Origin of the sequence: Parafannyhessea sp., from assembly GCF_051876455.1 — a bacterium.
In the GTDB taxonomy this organism is placed as follows: domain Bacteria; phylum Actinomycetota; class Coriobacteriia; order Coriobacteriales; family Atopobiaceae; genus Parafannyhessea.
Genome location: NZ_JBJEHW010000072.1, coordinates 1 through 18,320, shown reverse-complemented (window position 1 = coordinate 18,320; position 18,320 = coordinate 1). Strand labels below are relative to the sequence as shown.

The 18,320-nt window shown below is 66.2% G+C and carries 16 protein-coding genes; 4 read left to right on the top strand and 12 right to left on the bottom strand.

The genetic code is table 11. The features are described from left to right. Together ACI38Z_RS03480 and ACI38Z_RS03475 are read right to left on the bottom strand one after the other, a co-directional pair. Positions 1-1,160 (bottom strand): 5'-3' exonuclease (locus tag ACI38Z_RS03480; protein ID WP_439788796.1); only part of this gene is annotated, 1,160 nt, incomplete at its 3' end. A 102-nt stretch (positions 1,161-1,262) separates the two neighbouring features. After that, entirely contained in the window at positions 1,263-1,838 is a 576-nt protein-coding gene (locus tag ACI38Z_RS03475) for a manganese efflux pump MntP (RefSeq protein WP_439788795.1), read from the bottom strand. 181 nt (positions 1,839-2,019) lie between these two features. On the opposite strand from ACI38Z_RS03475, the gene ACI38Z_RS03470 reads away from it, so the two are divergent. Then, positions 2,020-2,949, top strand: coding sequence for a zinc dependent phospholipase C family protein (locus ACI38Z_RS03470; protein WP_439788794.1), 930 nt, complete (start codon positions 2,020-2,022; stop codon positions 2,947-2,949). On the opposite strand, the gene ACI38Z_RS03465 is transcribed toward ACI38Z_RS03470, so the two are convergent. The 10 genes from ACI38Z_RS03465 to ACI38Z_RS03420 form a co-directional block, all read right to left on the bottom strand. After that, complete coding sequence (locus ACI38Z_RS03465) at positions 2,918-4,348, bottom strand: cation:proton antiporter (RefSeq protein ID WP_439788798.1); 1,431 nt, start codon at positions 4,346-4,348, stop codon at positions 2,918-2,920. The two genes, ACI38Z_RS03470 and ACI38Z_RS03465, sit on opposite strands and share 32 nt — an antisense overlap. Positions 4,349-4,564: 216 nt before the next feature. Further along, entirely contained in the window at positions 4,565-4,780 is a 216-nt protein-coding gene (locus ACI38Z_RS03460) for a hypothetical protein (protein ID WP_439788793.1), read from the bottom strand. A gap of 183 nt (positions 4,781-4,963) precedes the next feature. Further along, the gene (gene ligA, locus ACI38Z_RS03455) at positions 4,964-7,189 is read right to left on the bottom strand and encodes an NAD-dependent DNA ligase LigA (protein ID WP_439788792.1); all 2,226 of its coding nucleotides are present in this window, start codon (positions 7,187-7,189) and stop codon (positions 4,964-4,966) included. A 27-nt stretch (positions 7,190-7,216) separates the two neighbouring features. Then, a complete protein-coding gene (locus ACI38Z_RS03450) occupies positions 7,217-7,732 on the bottom strand; it encodes an NAD(+) diphosphatase (protein WP_439788790.1) in 516 nt (171 codons plus the stop codon). A gap of 166 nt (positions 7,733-7,898) precedes the next feature. Beyond that, the gene (locus tag ACI38Z_RS03445; protein WP_439788789.1) at positions 7,899-9,413 is read right to left on the bottom strand and encodes a S1C family serine protease; all 1,515 of its coding nucleotides are present in this window, start codon (positions 9,411-9,413) and stop codon (positions 7,899-7,901) included. 251 nt (positions 9,414-9,664) lie between these two features. Next, positions 9,665-10,339: a winged helix-turn-helix transcriptional regulator gene (locus ACI38Z_RS03440; protein WP_439788788.1), complete on the bottom strand. Its 675-nt coding sequence runs from the start codon at positions 10,337-10,339 to the stop codon at positions 9,665-9,667. 154 nt (positions 10,340-10,493) lie between these two features. Beyond that, complete coding sequence (locus ACI38Z_RS03435; RefSeq protein ID WP_439788787.1) at positions 10,494-11,360, bottom strand: amino acid ABC transporter ATP-binding protein; 867 nt, start codon at positions 11,358-11,360, stop codon at positions 10,494-10,496. Between the two features lie 3 nt (positions 11,361-11,363). Next, positions 11,364-13,520 (bottom strand): ABC transporter substrate-binding protein/permease, encoded by a 2,157-nt coding sequence (locus ACI38Z_RS03430; protein WP_439788786.1) that lies wholly within the window; start codon positions 13,518-13,520, stop codon positions 11,364-11,366. Positions 13,521-13,945: 425 nt separating this feature from the next. Further along, complete coding sequence (locus tag ACI38Z_RS03425; protein ID WP_439788785.1) at positions 13,946-15,283, bottom strand: glutamine synthetase family protein; 1,338 nt, start codon at positions 15,281-15,283, stop codon at positions 13,946-13,948. 211 nt (positions 15,284-15,494) lie between these two features. Continuing rightward, positions 15,495-15,704, bottom strand: coding sequence for a FeoB-associated Cys-rich membrane protein (locus tag ACI38Z_RS03420; protein ID WP_439788784.1), 210 nt, complete (start codon positions 15,702-15,704; stop codon positions 15,495-15,497). 457 nt (positions 15,705-16,161) lie between these two features. On the opposite strand from ACI38Z_RS03420, the gene ACI38Z_RS03415 reads away from it, so the two are divergent. The 3 genes from ACI38Z_RS03415 to ACI38Z_RS03405 all read left to right on the top strand — a co-directional run. Continuing rightward, positions 16,162-16,704 (top strand): glutathione peroxidase, encoded by a 543-nt coding sequence (locus ACI38Z_RS03415; protein WP_439788783.1) that lies wholly within the window; start codon positions 16,162-16,164, stop codon positions 16,702-16,704. Between the two features lie 122 nt (positions 16,705-16,826). Next, positions 16,827-17,990, top strand: a complete 1,164-nt coding sequence (locus ACI38Z_RS03410; protein WP_439788781.1) for a cation diffusion facilitator family transporter — start codon at positions 16,827-16,829, stop codon at positions 17,988-17,990. 180 nt (positions 17,991-18,170) lie between these two features. Next, on the top strand, positions 18,171-18,320 hold a 150-nt coding region (locus ACI38Z_RS03405; RefSeq protein ID WP_439788797.1), incomplete at its 3' end, for a histidine phosphatase family protein.

Here is an 18,320-nt window from a genome sequence, read left to right as displayed (position 1 = left end):
CTGACCAGCGCGGACGTGGCCGCGTCGCCCTCGAACCTCAGGAGCGCGGCCTCGATCGCCACCCAGAGCACGCGGGGCGCCGCCTCCGCGAAGAGCGACTGCTGGCCCTTCCTGGGAGCCTCCCGCTCGAGCGCCGCCGCGGCCCACGTGCCGCCCGCGACCGCCTTGTCCAGGCCCTTCTCGGCCGCGTCGCCCTCGAGGCGGTCCACCTTGGCGAGCGTGGGCGTGGGCGCCGCCTCCGCGGCGGCACCCTCGCCCTCCAGGCGCACGAGGCGCTGAGTCATGCCCGTGAAGCCCAGGGCCGAGAACGCCTTCGTGACCTCGGCGGGGTCGAAGGTCGGGAACTTGGCGTCCTTGAGGTCGAGGTCGATGGGGGCGTCCGTGCGGATCGTGGCGACCTTGCGGCTCAGCAGCGCGTCGTCCACATGGGCGCGGAGGTTCTCGCCCATCTTGCCCTTGACCTCGTCCGCGTGCGCGATCACGTTGTCCAGGTCGCCGTACTGCACGATGAGCGCGGCCGCCTTCTTGGGGCCGATGCCGGGTACGCCGGGGATGTTGTCCGAGCTGTCGCCCTTGAGGCCGTAGAAGTCCGGCACGAGCTTGGGCGTGATGCCGTGGTAGAGGTCGTCCACGCTCTCCGGCGTCATGATCGACACGTCGGACACGCCCTTCTTGGTGGCAACGATCTTCACGTGGTCCGTCGCGAGCTGGTACATGTCGCGGTCGCCCGTGAAGAGCAGCATCTCGTAGCCCTCGGCCTCGCCGCGGCGCGCGAGCGTGCCCAGGATGTCGTCGCCCTCCCAGCCCTGGAGCTCCACCACGGGCACGTCGAGCGCGCGCAGCAGGTCCTTCACCATGGGGAACTGCTCGTGCAGCGCCGGGTCCATGGGAGGCCGCTGCGCCTTGTACTGCGGGAGCATGTCGATCCTGACCTGCGGCTTGCCCTTGTCGAACGCGCAGATGACGCCATCGGGCGAGAAGGACTCCACAAGCTTGATGAACATGTTGAAGAAGCCGAAGAGCGCGTTGGTGGCGCGGCCGTCCGGTGCCGTCATGGGCTGGCGGATGGCGTGGAACGCCCTGTGCATGAGCGAGTTGCCGTCGATCACGGCTATGGTCCTGGACGCCCTCTTGCTTGCGTCCTCCACGGTTTCTGGCATGTGAGCCTCCTTGCGCTCAAGCTTCGGCCTTGCTGCCCCCTGATTGTATACGCCCCGCCGGACGCGAACGGCAACGCCACACATTGCGCGGAGGCGCGGGACCTAGCCCAGGAGCGCCTTCAGGCCGATGAGGATGAGCACGCAGCCGCCCACGACCTCGGCGCGGTCGCCCAGGATGTGGCCGAGCTTGTGTCCCACGAAGAGCGCGACCACGCAGCACGCGGCGGTGGTGACGCCAATGACGCTGACGGCGAACCAGAGGTTGACCGCCTGCGCGCGCAGGCTCACGCCCACGGCGAACGCGTCGATCGCGGTGGCGACCGCCTGGAAGAGGAGCTGTCCCAGCGTGAGGCGGTGGGCCTTCTCGCCCGTGGGGCAGGCCTCCTCGCGCTCGGGGTGACGGATGGCCCCCACGCCCTCGCGCACCATGTTGCCGCCGATGATGCCCAGGATCACGAGGGTGACGATGCCCGCGTAGCGCTCGATCAGCGAGGCCGCGAGCCCGCCCAGGAAGTAGCCCAGAAGCGGCATGAGCGCCTGGAACGCGCCGAAGAACACGGGTTGCAGGGCGAGTCGGGAGCGGCGCTCCCCCGCATAGCAGAACGTGTTTGAGACGGTGACGGCAAACGCGTCCGCGGACAGCGCCAGGCCCAGGACCACGACCTCGAGGGGACTCATGCGGGCTACCTTCCGACCTGCCGCGGGATGCGGCGCCAAATTTGCAATTTTTCAAGTCTACACAAGATTGCGATGGCCAAGTCCGCGGATGGCAAAAACACCCTGCGCGCACAGCAAAATCGTGTAATCTATACACACTGCGTACTTACGCGCCACAAAACGTCAACTCACGGGAGCGCACATGCCTGCCCTGATCACTCATCACCTCTTTGGCGAGAAGGCCATGGACCTCATCCCCGAGGGCATCATCCGGGACGAGGAGGAGCTCCTCGCCTTCCTCCTGGGAAACCAGGGTCCCGACCCCTTCTTCGTCCGCTTCACGGCCACGCCCGAGAACTCCGTCGCCTGCCACCGCCTCGCGCGCGACATGCACGCGGGCAGGGTGCTCGCGGCGTTCTCCTCGCTCCGCGAGGGCGTGGCGCACCTCCCCCGCCACGACGAGGGCGTGGGTCGCGCCTTTGCGCTGGGCCTCCTGGGCCACTACCTGCTCGACAGCACGGCGCACCCCTTCATCTTTGCGCAGCAGGACGCCATCTGCGGCGCCGGCGTGGGGCTCGAGTCCATGGGGAGCGAGGTGCACGCCATCATCGAGAGCGACCTCGACACCTGGATGCTCTGGAGCATGCGCCGCCAGACCGTGGCGGAGGTCCCCACGGCAAGCCTCCTCGCACGGACCGAGAGGATCGACCGCGTGGGCGGGGCGCTCTTCTCGCTCATCGCGCTGCAGACGTTTGGCCTGAAGATCTCGCCCGAGCAGTACGCGGGCGCCACGCGCGACTACGCCACGTTCTACCGCGCCATCGAGCCCCTCGGATCCAAAAAGAGCGCGGCCGTGGTCTCCATCGAGCACCTCTTCAGCTCGCACGCCATGGCGGAATGCATGGCGCACCGCACGGACCCCGTGGACGAGTGCGCCTCAGCCAACCTCTCGCACCACCGCTGGAGCGACCCCGCAACGGGCGCCTCGCACGACGAGAGCTTCCCCGACCTCTTCTTCCTCGCGCTGGACAGGTGGAAGCGCTGCGCCGAGCGCTTCATGCGCGGCGACTTTGGCGCCCTGCGCGCGGACTTCGCCGGCCTCAACTACGACGGCGTCCCCGAGACCGCCTAGAGGCGCTCTCCACGTCCCCGCCGGCATCGCCGGCCTCGCCCTCCATCCGCTCCATCCGCGCGAAGTACTCGGCAGACGAGAAGCGCCTGCCCTGCCGGTGGATGGCGCGCCTCTCGTCGTGGAAGTGGCTCTGGCGCTCGTGGAAGACGGCCATGTGGTGACGCATGACCTCGTCGAGCGGCGCCTCGTGGTGCGCGAGCTCGTGTGCGGCCTCGATCGGGTCGGCCTCGTCCACCACGCGCACGAACGACGTGACCACGGGTATGAAGAGCACGGTGAGCGCCGCCGAGGTGACGAGCACCGATGCCGCGGTCGCGGAGAGCACGCCGTTGTCCTGCGCGATCCCCGTGATGGCCACGATGAGCGGCAGCGCCATGGTGCAGTAGGCGGAGGTTGAGAAGACCTCGCGCCAGCTCATGACCCGCGTGCTTGGGTCGATGTGGAGCGAGACCGCGACCACGAGGCCGCGCACGACGACGAGCGCCAGGATGAAGCCGAAGAGCAGCGGCAGGTCCCTCGTGGCGGCCGCGAGGTCGAGGCTCGCGCCCGACACCACGAAGAACACCGGCTGGAAGAACCCGTTGGAGAGCACGTCGATCTTGCCCTCGAGCGCCTCGTTCCCCTCCGGGAAGAGCGCCCGCAGGATGAAGCCGGAGGCAAAGGCGCCGAGCGCCGCGTCGAACTGGAACACGACGGTGGCGAGCAGCAGGAAGACGAGCAGGAGCGACACGACCCTCATGAGCGGCTGGCTCGAGCTGCCCGCGTTCTCCACGAGGAAGCGCCAGAAGCGGGCGCCAGCGTTTCTTGCCCGCGACGTGAAGAAGTACACGGCCAGGCAGACGAGCACGAAGCTCACGAGCAGCACCCCCGTCCGCCTGACGGAGCGCGACGACAGCAGGAACGCCATCGCGAGGACGGGCAGGATCTCGCCGAGCGAGCCGTAGACCGACACGGCCCTGCCCACGCGGGTCCCCATGAGCTTGCGGTCGCTGATGATGGGCGCGAGCGTGCCGTACGCCGTCGTGGTCATGCAGATGGCGAGTGCCACCCACGATGACTGCCCAAAGCCGAGCCTCGCGGAGAGGAGCGAGACCACGGCAAAGCCGAGCCCAAGCGACACGAGCCACGACCCCGCGGCGATGGCGCCCGTCCTGCCCAGGAGGTCGCGCGCGTCGATCTCGTAGCCGGCCTTGAGGAAGAGGAACCCCATGCCCAGGTCACCCAGGAGCTGGATGGGCTCCAGGTCGGGGTCGATTCCCCTGAACAAGCCGTACTTTCCCAGGAGCGCGCCGCCAAAGACCAGGAACACCACCTCGGGAACGGCACGACCGGGAACGAGGCTCGCCACGAAGGGCGCGAGCGTCGCCACCAGAAGGATGCAGAAGAGCGAGAAGTACATGGTCGCCAAGGAGTGGCCTCCCGTTGGTTTGGCCCCGTGCGCGGCCGTGGCGCACGGCGGGATGAACGTCCGTCCGCACAGGATAGTGCAGGCTCGGGCAAGAGCGCCAATCTGGGCAAAACCAACAGACGCGCGCCCGGCGTCGCAGTCCACGTAAAGAAAGAGCGGCGCCCGGGGCAGACCCCCGAACGCCGCACGCGTCTTGTGTCCGTCAGCCTAGAGCCAGGCCACGTCGTCCTGCTCGTCCTCGTGGGTGCGCGGGAACTGCAGCGTCCTCGACACCGTGGCGAGCCTTCCCTCCTCGTTCAGCTCGCCCAGCTCCTCCAGCCACGTCTGAGGCTTCTCTCGCCTGAACGGCACGGTCTTGCCGCCGTCGTCGTCATCCAACCAGGCTAGAATGTGCCCGCCCTTACTGCCACCAGTTGACTCCATAGTGCATCAGCCCCCTGAACTGTCTGGCTCGACGTTGTCTGGAACGCATTCTAGGATGCCTACGCAACGGGGCGGGGCTGTTTGGCCCGTTGTGAACGGAGTTGATGCCCATTTGTGACATTCCCGAAATTTTATGCAGTTCTGTTGTCGATATCGGAACTCTATGCAGTTCTTGGGGTGCTTCTATTCATCGCGCGGGGGAACCTCGCCCGTGCTCAGGATGCGGTCGAGCGCGGCCTCGTCGAGCACCGTCACACCCAGCTGCTCGGCCTTCGCGAGCTTTGATCCCGCAGCCGCGCCGGCCACCACGTAGCTCGTCCGCTTTGACACGGAGCCCGACACCTTGGCGCCCATCGCCTTGAGGCGGTCCCCCGCCTCGGTGCGCGTGTACTTCTCGAGCGTGCCCGTCAGCACGAACGTGAGGCCGGCGAGCGTCTGCGGCTGCTCCGGCTCCTCGCCAAAGCCCTCCTGCTCCATGCTCACGCCGCTCTTGCGCAGGCGCTCCACCACCTCGACGTTCTTGGGGATGGAGAAGAACTCCCTCACGCTTGCGGCGATCTTGGGACCGATGCCGTCGATCTGCGAGATGTCCTCCTCGCTCGCGAGCATGAGCCGCTCCATGGAGCCGAAGGCGTTGGCCAAGAGCGTCGCCACGTTGGCGCCCACGTGGCGGATGCCCAGGCCAAAGAGCACGCGGGCAAGGCCGCGCGACTTGGACTCCTCCACCTGCGCCAGGATCTTGCGCGCGATGGTCCTGCCGACCACGATGGAGTCGCCCACCTCGTGGCCCTTTGCGGCCGTCTCGTAGCTGCGGCCCGTGTCGAGGGAGGCGAGCTCGTCCTCGGTCAGCGTGTAGAAGTCGGCCACGTCCAGCAGCAGCCCCTGCTGCACCATGCGCTGGACGATCTCCTCGCCCAGGCCGTCTATGTCCATGGCGTTGCGGCTGCCCCAGTGGATGAGGCGCTCAGTGGCCTGCGCGGGGCAGTCGATGGAGACGCAGCGGTAGGCCACCTCGCCCTCCTCGCGGACGACGGGGCTGCCGCAGCTGGGGCAGGTCGCGGGCATCTCCCACAGCGGGCGGGCCAGGTGCTCGGCGGAGTCCGGGTCCTTGGGGCCCACGACCTCGGGGATGACGTCGCCGGCCTTGTGCACCACGATGGTGTCGCCCACGCGCACGTCGCGGCGGCGCACCTCGTCTATGTTGTGGAGCGTCGCGCGCGCGATGGTGGAACCGGCCACCACCACGGGGTCGAACTCCGCCACGGGCGTCAGCACGCCGGTGCGCCCCACCTGGACGCGGATCTCCCGCAGGACGGTGCTCTTCTCCTCCGGCGGGAACTTGAACGCGATGGACCAGCGCGGCGCGCGCGCCGTGAAGCCCAGGCTGGCCTGCGCGGCAAAGGAGTCCGCCTTCACCACAACGCCGTCGATGTCGTAGTCCAGGTCCTCGCGGTGCGCGAGGGCGTCCGCGCAGTACTGGTGCACCTCTGCCGCGGAGTCCACGCGCCGGGCGTGCGGGTTCACGCTGAAGCCGCACTTGCGGAGCCAACCCAGGAAGTCGCTCTGCGTGTCGACGGCGAGCGGGCCCTCGTCAGCCACGGCGTAGATGAACGTCTCCAGGTCGCGCGCGCCCGTGACCTTGGGGTCCTTCTGGCGGAGCGACCCGGCGGCGGCGTTCCTGGGGTTGGCGAAGGGCGCGCGGCCCGCAGCGTCGTTCTCCTCGTTCAGCCGCACGAAGGAGTGCTTGGGCATGTAGACCTCGCCGCGCACCTCGATCGAGTGGCCAAAGCCGCCGTCGGCCACCAGCGCGAGGCCCTCGGGCGCAAGGGAGCGCGGGATGTCGCGGATGGTGAGCGCGTTCTGGGTCACGTCCTCGCCCGTGGTGCCGTCGCCGCGCGTCGCCGCGCGCACGAGCCGGCCGTCCTCGTAGGTGAGCGCGATGCCCAGGCCGTCGATCTTGAGCTCGCAGGTGTAGGCCACGGGGTTCTGCGGCGTGGAGCCCAGGGCCTCGTCCGTGCGGCGCAGCCACTCGTCCAACTCGTCCAGGTTCATAGCGTCGTCTATGGAGTACATGCGCTGCGCGTGACGCACGGGGGCAAACTGCTCGCTCACGTAGCCGCCCACGCGCTGGGTGTAGGAGTCGGGCGTCACGAGGGCGGGGTGCTCCGCCTCGATCTGCTGCAGCTCGCGCAGGTAGCGGTCGAACTGCGCGTCCGTCATCTCCGGGTTGTCGAGCGCGTAGTAGGCGTAGGCCGCGTGCCTCAGGATGCGGTTGAGCTCCGCCGCGCGCTCCGCCGGGGAGGCCTTGCCCTTCTCCCCCGCCTTGGCGGGCGCCGCCTGTCCGTCGGTCCCAAAGAGCGAGAACTGCGTGCCCTCGGGCGCCAAGCCCCTGCCGTCCTGGTCTGCCATGCCATCCTCCAAACGTCTGGTTGCGGTCTAGAGCTTACCGCAACCCCGGGACTCGAGGTGCCTTTGCACGAACCAGCGCGCGAGCGACCCCTCGGGCATCGCGTCGAGCACCTCGGCGGCGTCCACCCAGTGGGCGGCGTCAACCTCGCCCGCGTTGGGGCGCACGTCCGAGCCCTTGGCCCGGCACACGAAGTTGGCCATGAGCGTGTTGGAGGGCGAGAAGTACCGGCTCGCGTTGTAGGCGACCGCCTCGAGCTCGAGGCCCGTCTCCTCCCTCACCTCGCGGCGCACCGTGGACTCCAGGTCGTCCCCGCGCGCCACGTAGCCGGCCACGAGGATCCCGTGCTTGCCGTACTGGTCGATCGTGAGGATGCGCCTGCCGTCCGGGTGGTACACGATCATGCTCACGCCCACGCTGAAGTGCGGGTAGCGCCACGCCTCGCAGCGGGGGCACCACGGGCGCGGACCGTCCTCCGGCTGCTCCCTCAGCACGAGCCTCTCGCCGCAGACCTCGCAGTACGCCGGGTCCTCCGCGTACGCCATATGTGCCCCCTTCCGCCGCGGCACCGGCCGCGGTTGCCGTCCTTCTCGCCCGTATGCTAGCAGATGCCCCGCGCCGTCCGTCATCCGGCGGCGCGCGGCACAAGGCGGGGGCACGCCCCTCTTGGGACGCGCCCCCTGCCGCACGTTGCTGTTCCCACCAGGCCCGCTAGCTCTTTGAGCTCAACGTGGTGGACGTGGTTCCCGTGGTGCTGTACGAGCCGCCGCGGTTGTCCTGCAGGTACTGGTAGATCTCCTGCAGGAGCTGGTCCTGCGAGCCGCTGCCGCTCGAGCCGTCGCCGTTGGTGTTCGTGTTGTTGTTGGTCGTGTTGTTGATGTCCGTGGTGCTGCTGGAGCTGCTCTCCTCCTTCTGCAGCGCGGAGTCGTCGCCCAGCGTGACCTCGACGGTCTTCTTGGTGTTGCCGCGCATGAACGTGACCTTGATCTTGTCGCCGATGTCATGCGAGCGCACCGCGAGGATCATGCCGTCGGCGGAGGTGATCTCCTCGCCGTCGACCGCAGTGATGATGTCGCCCTTCTTGATGCCGGCCTTGTCGGCGGGGCTGCCGCTCGTGACCTCGACCACGTAGGCGCCCTCGCTCACGGAGAGGTTGTTGGACTTCGCGTTCTGCGAGTTCACGGTCTGCATGGAGAGGCCGATGTAGGCGTGCGTGACCGTCTTGCCCGCGATGATCTTGTCAGCGATCTTGGTCGCGTAGTTGCCCGGGATCGCGAAGCCGATGCCCGCGAAGGAATCGGTGTCGGACGAGAAGAGCGTGCAGATGCCGACGAGCTGGCCCTTGGAGTTGACGAGCGCGCCGCCGGAGTTGCCGGGGTTGATGGCCGCGTCGGTCTGGATGAGGTTGGTGTAGATGGTCTCGCCCGAGGAGGACTGCATGACCTGGTTGCGCGAGAGCGAGCTCACGATGCCCGCGGAGACGGATTGGTCGAGGCCGAACGGGCTACCGACGGTCATGACCCAGTCGCCCACGACGAGCTTGTCGGAATCGCCCACCTCGATGGGGGTGACCTCCGTGTTGCCCAGGTCGACCTTGATGACCGCGATGTCGCTGGAGGAGTCCGAGCCGACGACCTTGGCGTCGTAGCTCTTGTTGTTGATGGTGACGGAGATGGAGGTGGCGCCCTCGATCACATGGTAGTTCGTGATGATGTCGCCCTTCTTGTCGTAGATCACGCCCGAGCCGAGGCCGGAGCCGCTGCTCGTGGTCACGTTGACCACGACGACGGACGGCAGCGCCTTGGCGGCCGCGGCCTGCGCCGTGGTGGCCTCGTCCGTGTTCTTGATGTTGATGGTCTTGCCCGCGGTGCTCGACGAGGTGGTCGACGTGCCGGAGGCGTTTGCGAAGAAGCCCATGCCGTTGAGCGCGAACACGACGAGAAGCGCGCCCACGATGCCGCCACACAGTCCCAGGATCGCATTCCTGAGCGCGTGGCCGTGCCTCTTCTTTTCCTTAGGCGCCTCGGGCCCGTTGGCGCCCGGCGCCCCGGGCGTGCCCGGCGCGCCGCCTCCCGGTCCGCCGGCACCCGTGCCAGCGGCACCCGTACCGTCGCCGGCGGTGCCCGCCTCAGGCTGTGCCTGCGGCGTCGCAAGCTGCGCGGTCGGCTGGACCGCGGTCTGGTCCATCCCAGGAATTGGTGGGCGGCCGTTGTCGCTCTCGCTCATGCTGACCCCTTCCCTCGTGGGTCGCGGGCGCCCTCGCGCCCGATACCCGACGTCCTTGTACACAACCTGACTCTACCCGTACCCGCTTGCGTGAATTCAGCCACGCGCACTTGCGTCACGTCTCTGGGACAACGCTTTTGGATTCCTTAAAAGCCAGGGAGCCAGGACCCGACAGACGGGCCACTGCATGAAAAAACGTCCCGGCATGACCGGGACGCAAGCAAATACGACCGTTCTTCTCCCCAGGGGAGCTACAGCTTGAAGAGGTAGCCCACGCCGCGCACCGTCACGATGTGCGAGGCCACCTGCGGGCCCACCTTGGAGCGGACGCGCCTGATGTGCACGTCGACCGTGCGCGTGCCGCCGCAGTACTCGAAGCCCCAGACGCGGTGCAACAGCGTCTCGCGCGAGTAGGCGCGGGAGGGGTGCGTCGCGAGGAACGAGAGGAGCGAGTACTCCATGAGCGTGAGGTCGACGGGCTCGTCGTCGATGTAGACCTGGTAGGTCGCGAGGTTGATGGTCATGTTGTCCACGGTCACGATGTCCGCGGGGGCGCTCTCCTCGCCTGGCCAGAGCAGCAGGGCGCAGCGCACCTCGAACTCCGCCTCGCCCGCCGAGGACAGGATGAAGTCGTTCCTGCCCTGCGCCGGCATATGCAGGGAGCTGAGCTTGCTCTCGTCCTGGATGATCAGCGTGGGGATGAAGCCGTTGTCGGAGACGTAGGAGTCCACCGCATTGAGCGTGTCCTGCTCTAGGCCGTTCGAGTCCAGTACCACGAGGTCGAACTCGTGCCCAGAGGTAATCGCCTGGGAGAAGGTCTCGGGCGTCGTGGGCAGAATGGATACGTCGAGGGCATGCTTCAGCTCACGCATGCGGTCGATGTAACGTGAGGTCTTTGCGACAAGCAGGATGTTCTTGTGGTGCATCCATGACCTCCAACCTTGATACGCTCCAACAAAAACCGGGGATGCCTATGGGCATCCCCGGTAAGGTTAGCATAAATCTTGCGTACGTTTGCAGCGGCATGCAATGCCAAAGCAGAAAACAAGCTTTCCGACACGCTATGGAGGCGTTTCTCCCCTAGCGTATGTGGCCCAGGAACTCCTTGGTGCGCTGCGCCTTGGGGTGGTCGAACACCTCCTGGGGCAGGCCCTGCTCCACCACGACGCCGCCCTCCATGAAGACGACCCTGTCCGCGACGTCGCGGGCGAAGTCCATCTCGTGCGTGACGACGATCATGGTCATGCCGCTGTGGAGCGCCAGGTCGCGCATGACGTTGAGGACGTCGCGCACGAGCTCGGGGTCGAGTGCGGACGTGGGCTCGTCGAAGAGGATGACCTTGGGATGCATGGCCACGGCCCTCGCGATGGCGACGCGCTGCTGCTGGCCACCGGAGAGCTGGGGCGGCTTGTAGTCCGCGCGGTCGGCCAGACCGACGGCCTTGAGCTGCTTGAGCGCCTCGGCACGCGCCTCCTCCTTGGGCTTCTTGAGGACCTTGACCTTGCCCACCATGACGTTCTCGAGCGCGGTCATGTGCGGGAAGAGGTTGAAGCCCTGGAACACCATGCCCAGGTCGCGGCGGAGCTTGTTGACGTCGGTCTTCTTGCTGCCGGTGATCTCCTGGTCCTCGATCAGGATGTGGCCCGCGGTGGGCGTCTCGAGCATGTTGATGCAGCGCAGCATCGTGGACTTGCCGGAGCCGGACGGGCCCAGCACGACGACGATCTCGCCGTTCCAGACGTCCAGGTTGACGTCGCGCAGGACGGGCGTGTCCGTGAACGTCTTGTTGAGGTGCTCGATGCGGACGATGGGGTGCTCGCCCGGCGTGAAGGTGTGCTTGGTGAGGCCCTGGTCGTGCTCGTAGGCCTTGCGCGCGGCCTCCTCCGCGTCCATCGCGGGCGGGACCTCGATCCCCTTGGAGCTACCAGACTTCTTGAAAGACATCATCGGCTAGGCCTCCTGACTTGCGTGGGAGCGGAACGGTGCGGCGAGCGCCTCGAACGCGCTGGTGCCCTTGGGCTCGGCGTCCTTCTCGGCGGACTCGCCCTTCTCGCCCTCGGCCGCCTCGACGCGCTTGGCGGCACGGCCGCGCGGCCTGGGACCGACGCCGTTCTCGGCGTCCGCGAGGCGCTTCTCGACGATGCTGACGACCTTGATGAGCGGCAGCGTGACGATCAGGTAGTAGATTGCGGCGGCCATGTACGGCGTGATGTTGCCGGACGTGGTGGTGAGGTTCTTCGAGAACATCATGAGCTCCATGACGCCGACGGAGGAGAGGAGCGAGGTGTCCTTGTAGGACGTGATGAAGTCGCTCGTGACGGTGGGGATGACGCGACGGACCATCTGCGGCAGGATGACCGTGAACATGGTCTGCGCACGGTTCATGCCGAGGGACGCCGCGGCCTCGTACTGGCCGTTGGGGATCGAGAGAATGCCCGCACGGTAGATCTCTGCCTGGTAGGCGGAGGAGTTGATGGCCATGACGATGACGCCCAGGACGTTGTTGTCGATGTTGATGCCGACCATCGGCAGGCCAAAGAACATGATGTAGATCTGCAGGAAGAGAGGCGTGCCACGCAGGAGGTTGATGTAGATGGACGCCAGGCCGCGCAGGACCTTGAAACGCGAGATCTTCATCATGGCGAACAGCAGGCCGAGCGCGATGGCGAACGGGTACGAGATGACCACGATGAGCAGGCAAAGCACCCAGCCGCCGAAGAGCGAGACGAACGAGGTCACGAGGAGCTGCGGCTTGAAGAACATGTTGAGGAACGGCACGGAGTTCCAGGCGGTGACCCAGGGCTGGCCGTCAAGCCACATGACGATCTGCTGCACCGGGGTGTTGGAGATGGTCTTGATGGCAGACGATGCGGGCAGGGTGCCCTTGACGCCGGCCGCGGTCGTGTAGCTGCCCGTGACCTTGTACTTGCCGCCCTGGTTGGGGAACTTCATGTCCGTGATCTCGAGCCTGAGGAGCGACCCGTTGGGGATGGGACTCTCGAACTTGATAGTGACCGTGTTGCCCTTGACCGTGGCCTTGCCGTCGATGTTGACGCGCGTGAGGCCCTTGAGCACGGTGACCTTGGTGGTGGACCCCTCGAACGAGGCGTCGCTCGGGAGCTTCAGGGTGACGGACGAGACGCCGTCCTCGACCTTGGTGGTCGCCTCCCACGTCAGGCGCGTGTTGATGCCGCCGATGACGCGGTCGCCGCCGTCCTCGTTGGGACGTGCGGTCGCCTTGCTCACGACCACGGAGCCGGCGTCGCCGTTCGTCGTGGTCGAGGTGGCCGCGGCGCTCGCGGACTGCGCCTCGTAGTCGACGCCGAACCACTTCTTCTCGAGCGTGGACAGGGTGCCGTCCTTGCGCAGCTGCTTGAGTGCCTTGTTGAGGGCCTTCGTGAGCGCGGGGTTGTCCTTGCTGACGACGATGCCGTACTGCTCGCCGGTCGCGATCTCCTTCGCGACGGAGAGGCTCGTGTAGGAGTTCTTCACCTCGTACTGCATGACGGGCAGGTCCGCGACGGCCGCGTTGTACAGGCCGGTCGAGACGCCGGACAGGGCCGAGATCGGGTCGTCAAGCGCCACGACCTTGGCGTTGGGCAGGTTCTCCTCTACCCATGACTCGCCCGTGGTGCCCGACTGCACGGCAACCGTCACGCCCGACTTGTTGAGGACGTTCACGTCGGACCCGACCGAGGATGCCGTGGCCTTGCTGGTCACGATGCCCTGGTTGGAGTCGATGTAGGCGTCCGTGAAGTCGATCTCCTTCTTGCGGTCGGCAGTGATCGTGAAGTTGGAGGCGCCCACGTCCGCCTTGCCGCCCTGCTTGACGGTGGGGATGATGGAGTCGAACTTCATCGGGTTCAGGTAGTTGACCGTGAGCCCGAGCTTCTTGGCGAGCGCGTCCATCAGCTCGACCTCGAAGCCCTTCTTGGTGGTGCCCTCCATGTAGTCGAACGGCGGGTTCGCCAGGTCTGACGCCACCGTGAGCTTGCCCTTGTGGACCAGCTCGATCTTCTCGGATGCCTTCTTGCTCGTGCTCTTGCTCGACGAGCTCGAGGACGAGCAGCCCGTGACGAACACGGTCAGCACCATGGCCAGTGACATCGCCATCACCAGCGGCAGTGCACGCAATCGGACGCAGCTTCTACTCTTCATTCCAGTCTCCCCTTCAACTTGCGCTGAAGTCCCCTACTTGCAGAAACGTGCAATACGGCGGACGGCCAGGGACTCTGGCCGGCTCGACCGCGGACGCGACGTTATGTCGTGCGCTTGTCCCAATAGTACTTGAAGCGTGATTATTGTTCCCCCCTATATATCAGTTTTTCGGATGTTGAAATAGAATGGTCAAATAGTTGGTTAGTGTTCGAAACCGTACACCATTAAATAGGAGGGCGACCGTCCTATTATGTGGACGGTCGCCCTCGCTCCGTAAGATTGCCTTGTTTCAGTAACCCACCTTTTATACTTTCCGCCGCACGCCGCTCAGCGTCCCCTCGCGGGCGAGAAGGACGCGGTGCCTCGGCGGACGCCTACACGCCGGCGTAGTACTTCCTGCGCTCCCACTCCGTGACGGTGGTGCAGTACTCGTCCCACTCTTTTCTCTTCTCCTCCGCGTAGAAGTCCGTGATGTGGTCGCCCAGCACCTCGCGCACGAACTCGCTTCCCTCGAAGCGCTCGATCGCCTCGCCCAGGTCGCGCGGCAGGCGCTCGATGCCGGCCGCCTGGCGCTCGGACTCGCTCATCGCGGCGGGGTCCGTTATCGCCTCGGGCGGGAGCTCGAGCCCCTCCTCGATGCCGCGGATGCCGGCGGCGAGCGTCAGCGCGATGGTGAGGTACGGGTTGGCCGTGGGGTCCGGGTTCCTGAGCTCCACGCGCGTGGACTGGTGCTTGCCCGGCTTGTGCGTGGGGATGCGCACGAGCGCGGTGCGGTTCTTACGGCCCCAGGTGGTGTAGATGGGGACCTCGCCGTTGGGCACGAGGCGCTTGTACGAGTTGACGGTTGGGTTGGAGACGAGCAGGCTCTCGGGCGCGTACTTCAGGAGTCCCGCCACGTAGTGCTGCGCCAGCTCGCTCAGGTGGGCGTCGTTCTGGGTCTTGGGCGCCCAGAACAGGTTGTTACCCTCGTGGTCGAAGAGCGACTCGTACAGGAACATGCCGGAGCCCAGGTAGCCGTTGAGCGGCTTGGGCATGAACGACGCAAAGAGCCCGTTCTGGTGGGCTTCCTGCCTGATGACCACGCGTGCGGTCATGATGTTGTCCGCGCAGCTCCTGGCCTCGGTGTAGCGCAGCTCCACCGTGTTCTGCGACGGCGCCGTGGCGTGGAAGGAGTACGCCACGGGGATGGACATGCGCTCGAGCATGAGCGTGGTCGAGCGACGCAGGTCGGTCGCCACGTCGGACGTCGTGAGCTCGAAGTAGCCGCCGTTGTCCTGCGGGATGGGGTCCTGGTCGTTGCCAAAGTAGAAGTACTCGATGCGCGGCCCCACGTTGAGCACGTAGCCCTTCGCGTCCGCCATGCGGAACACGCGCTCCAGGCAGGAGCGGGAGTCGCCCTCAAACGGCTCGCGCGACGGCGTCTTGATGTCGCAGAACACGCGCGCGACGCCATGCTGCTCCGGCCTCCACGGCAGGATCTGGAAGGTCGTCGGGTCGGGGAACGCCAGCATGTCCGACTCCTCGGACGAGACGAAGCCCTCCACGGACGAGCCGTCGAAGCCGATGCCCTCCTCGAAGGCCTCCTCCAGGTCCTCGGACGAGATCGCAAAGGACTTCAGCCTGCCAAGGACGTCGGTAAACCAGAGGCGGACAAAGCGAATGTCGCGCTTCTCCACCGTCCTGAGCACAAAGTCGACATTCCTATCACTCATGCCAGATCCTTCCGTAGTGCGTACGGGCACACGCCGAGCAGTCAGTCATACCAGTTGCACCTTGGCACACGCAGATTACGCGTCTGTTACCAAGGGGTATTGGGTCTGCGAGACGCGGCCTCCCCAAGGCAAACGGTCGCCTCAGGCACCCCGTCGCGCAAACGTTCAAATCTTAATACAAATGGACCGCGGGCGAGAAGGACGGCTCCCCCTACTTGCGCTTTCCCGTGGACGTGAGCGCGGCATCCGCCTTGGCGACCATGTCCTTCGCGACGGGGCACGTCTTGGCGCCACCCGCATGCGCGGGGCAGGTTGCCTCCTGCGCGCAGCTCGAGCAGCTGCCGCCACCCTTGGCCAGGCTCCTCACGCACAGCACGAACGCCACCGCAATCGCGACGACGATGATGACGTTCAGCAGCATTTGTACCTCCTTCACGCCCGTGCGGTCGCGCCGCCCGGACGAAGTATTTGTTAGCCTGGTATAACTATACCCACATCCACGTCATATCCCGCGCGAAATCCAACGAGGTGCGGACCCTACGCTCCCCCACCACACCTCAACCGCGCACAAAGATGCCCCGCCGACGAAGGAAGGGGGTCGTCGGCGGGGCTGGGACCCAGTCTTGCGGGGAGAGGATCCGCATCCCGGGTAGAGGTAAGCGATGTGCGAGCGGGGGCTCCCGCTTGACGAGTACATAGTATCCGATAGAACGTCAAAAGTAAAGCACGGTTAACTCTTCTTCCGTCATCACACGTTCGCCACAATCCATATTTATATCGTGCACTATACGATTGCGTGCTATAGTTATGGCCAACGGGAGGGGCCCTACCCCCACCCACACGCGACGTGCACTCACATATATGTAAGGAGACCGCACATGAGCTACTTCGACTACACCGTGACCAAGCAGGACGGCACCACCACGAGCCTCGACGCCTACAGGGGCAAGGTCCTTCTCATCGTCAACACCGCCACCGGCTGCGGCTTCACCCCCCAGTACGACGACCTCGAGCGCATCTACGCAAAGTACCGCGACCGCGGCTTCGAGATCCTGGACTTCCCCTGCAACCAGTTTGCCGGCCAGGCACCCGAGTCCGACGACGAAATCCACCAGTTCTGCACCATGAAGTTCGGCACGGAGTTCCCCCAGTTCAAGAAGATCGAGGTCAACGGCGACGGCGCCGACCCCCTGTTCAGGGACCTCGCGACCGAAAGGCCGTTCCAGGGCTTTGGCAAGGGCGTCAAGGCACTCGCCCTCAAGAAGTTCGCAGACGCAAACAACAGGAAGTTTGGCGACAAGGCCTACATCATGTGGAACTTCACCAAGTTCCTCGTGGACCGCGACGGCAACCTCCGGGCCCGCTTCGAGCCCACGGTCGACATGGCCGAGGTCGAGAAGGCCATCGCAGCCCAGCTGTAGCCTTTGCGAAGGCGCGGCAATCCCCCACGCCGCGCACTAGACTGGGCTCGAGTCACACACACCGGGAGGCGGTCGCACACCATGGCGGCCGCCTCCCCTCATGAGAAAAGACGTGCATTCACATGGCAGCACAGCAAGAGGAGAAGAACACGGCGCCGGGCGGCGACGCGACGTCACAGCGCGAGGCGACCATCGTGCGCACGAGCGTGCTCGGAATCGCGGCGAACGTCCTTCTCGCCGCATTCAAGGCGGCGGTCGGCGTGGTCACGCGCTCCGTCGCCATCACGATGGACGCGGTCAACAACCTGTCCGACGCCCTGAGTTCCGTCATCACCATCGTGGGAACCAAGCTCGCGGCCAAGCGGCCGGACAAACGCCACCCGCTGGGCTACGGCCGCGTGGAGTACCTGTCCTCCACCGTCATCTCGGTCATCGTGCTGTACGCCGGCGTCACGTCGCTCGCGGAGTCCGTCAAGGGCATCGTGGCCCCGCAGACGCCGGACTACACCCCCGTCTCGCTCGCGATCATCGCGGCGGCCGTCGTGGTCAAGCTCCTGCTGGGCCGCCACGTCAAGGCGACGGGCGAGCGCGTGGACTCCGACTCGCTCGTGGCGTCGGGCGCGGACGCGCTGTTCGACGCGGTGCTCTCGCTCTCCACGCTGGCGGCGGCGCTGGTCTTCATCGCAACGGGCGTCGCGATCGAGGCCTGGGTGGGCGCCGCGATATCCGTCGTGATCGTCAAGTCCGGCCTCGAGATGCTGGGTGGCACGCTGAGCCAGATCCTGGGCGAACGCCCGGACGAGGAGATATCGTCCAAGGTCAAGGCCCTCGTCGAGGCAGACCCCGACGCCCACGGCGCCTACGACCTTCTCCTCCACGCCTACGGGCCGGAGCACCTGGTGGGCTCCGTCCACACGGAGGTGCCCGACACCATGACCGCGGCGCAGATCGACCAGATGACCCGCCGCATCCAGCACAGCGTGTACCACGCCACCAACGGGCGCGTGCTCATGGCGGCCGTGGGGATCTACTCGCGCAACACGTCCGACGACGCGGCCGCGGCGCTGCGCAGCGACGTCACGCGCATGGTGATGGCGCACGAGGGCGTGCTCCAGATGCACGGCTTCTACCTGGACGAGAAGGACGGCTCCCTCCACTTCGACGTGGTGCTGGACTTTGCCCTTCCCGACCGCGAGGCGCTCTACCACCAGATCGTGGACGAGGTCCGCGCGGCGTATCCCAAGCTCAAGGTGAGCGTCACGCTCGACGCGGACGTGGCGGACTAGCGGGGCGGCGGCCCCGGTCCCGGCACGGCGTGGCAGAGCGGCGCGGTTGCCCACGGATTGCCGTCATCTTGTAACGAGCGGCAACGTCGCAAACTTGATGCGCAAGCGCGCCCCCTCCTGCCTTAGAATGTATGCACGTAGGTGTTTGGTGCGCAAGCGTTTCTACAGAAAGGAACAGGCATGGCAGAAGACACTATGAAGCTCGTCATCATCCGTCACGGTGAGTCGGAGTGGAACCTCAAGAACCTCTTCACCGGTTGGACCGACGTCGACCTGACCGACACCGGCCGCGCTGAGGCCGCTGCGGGCGGCAAGGCCCTCAAGGAGCAG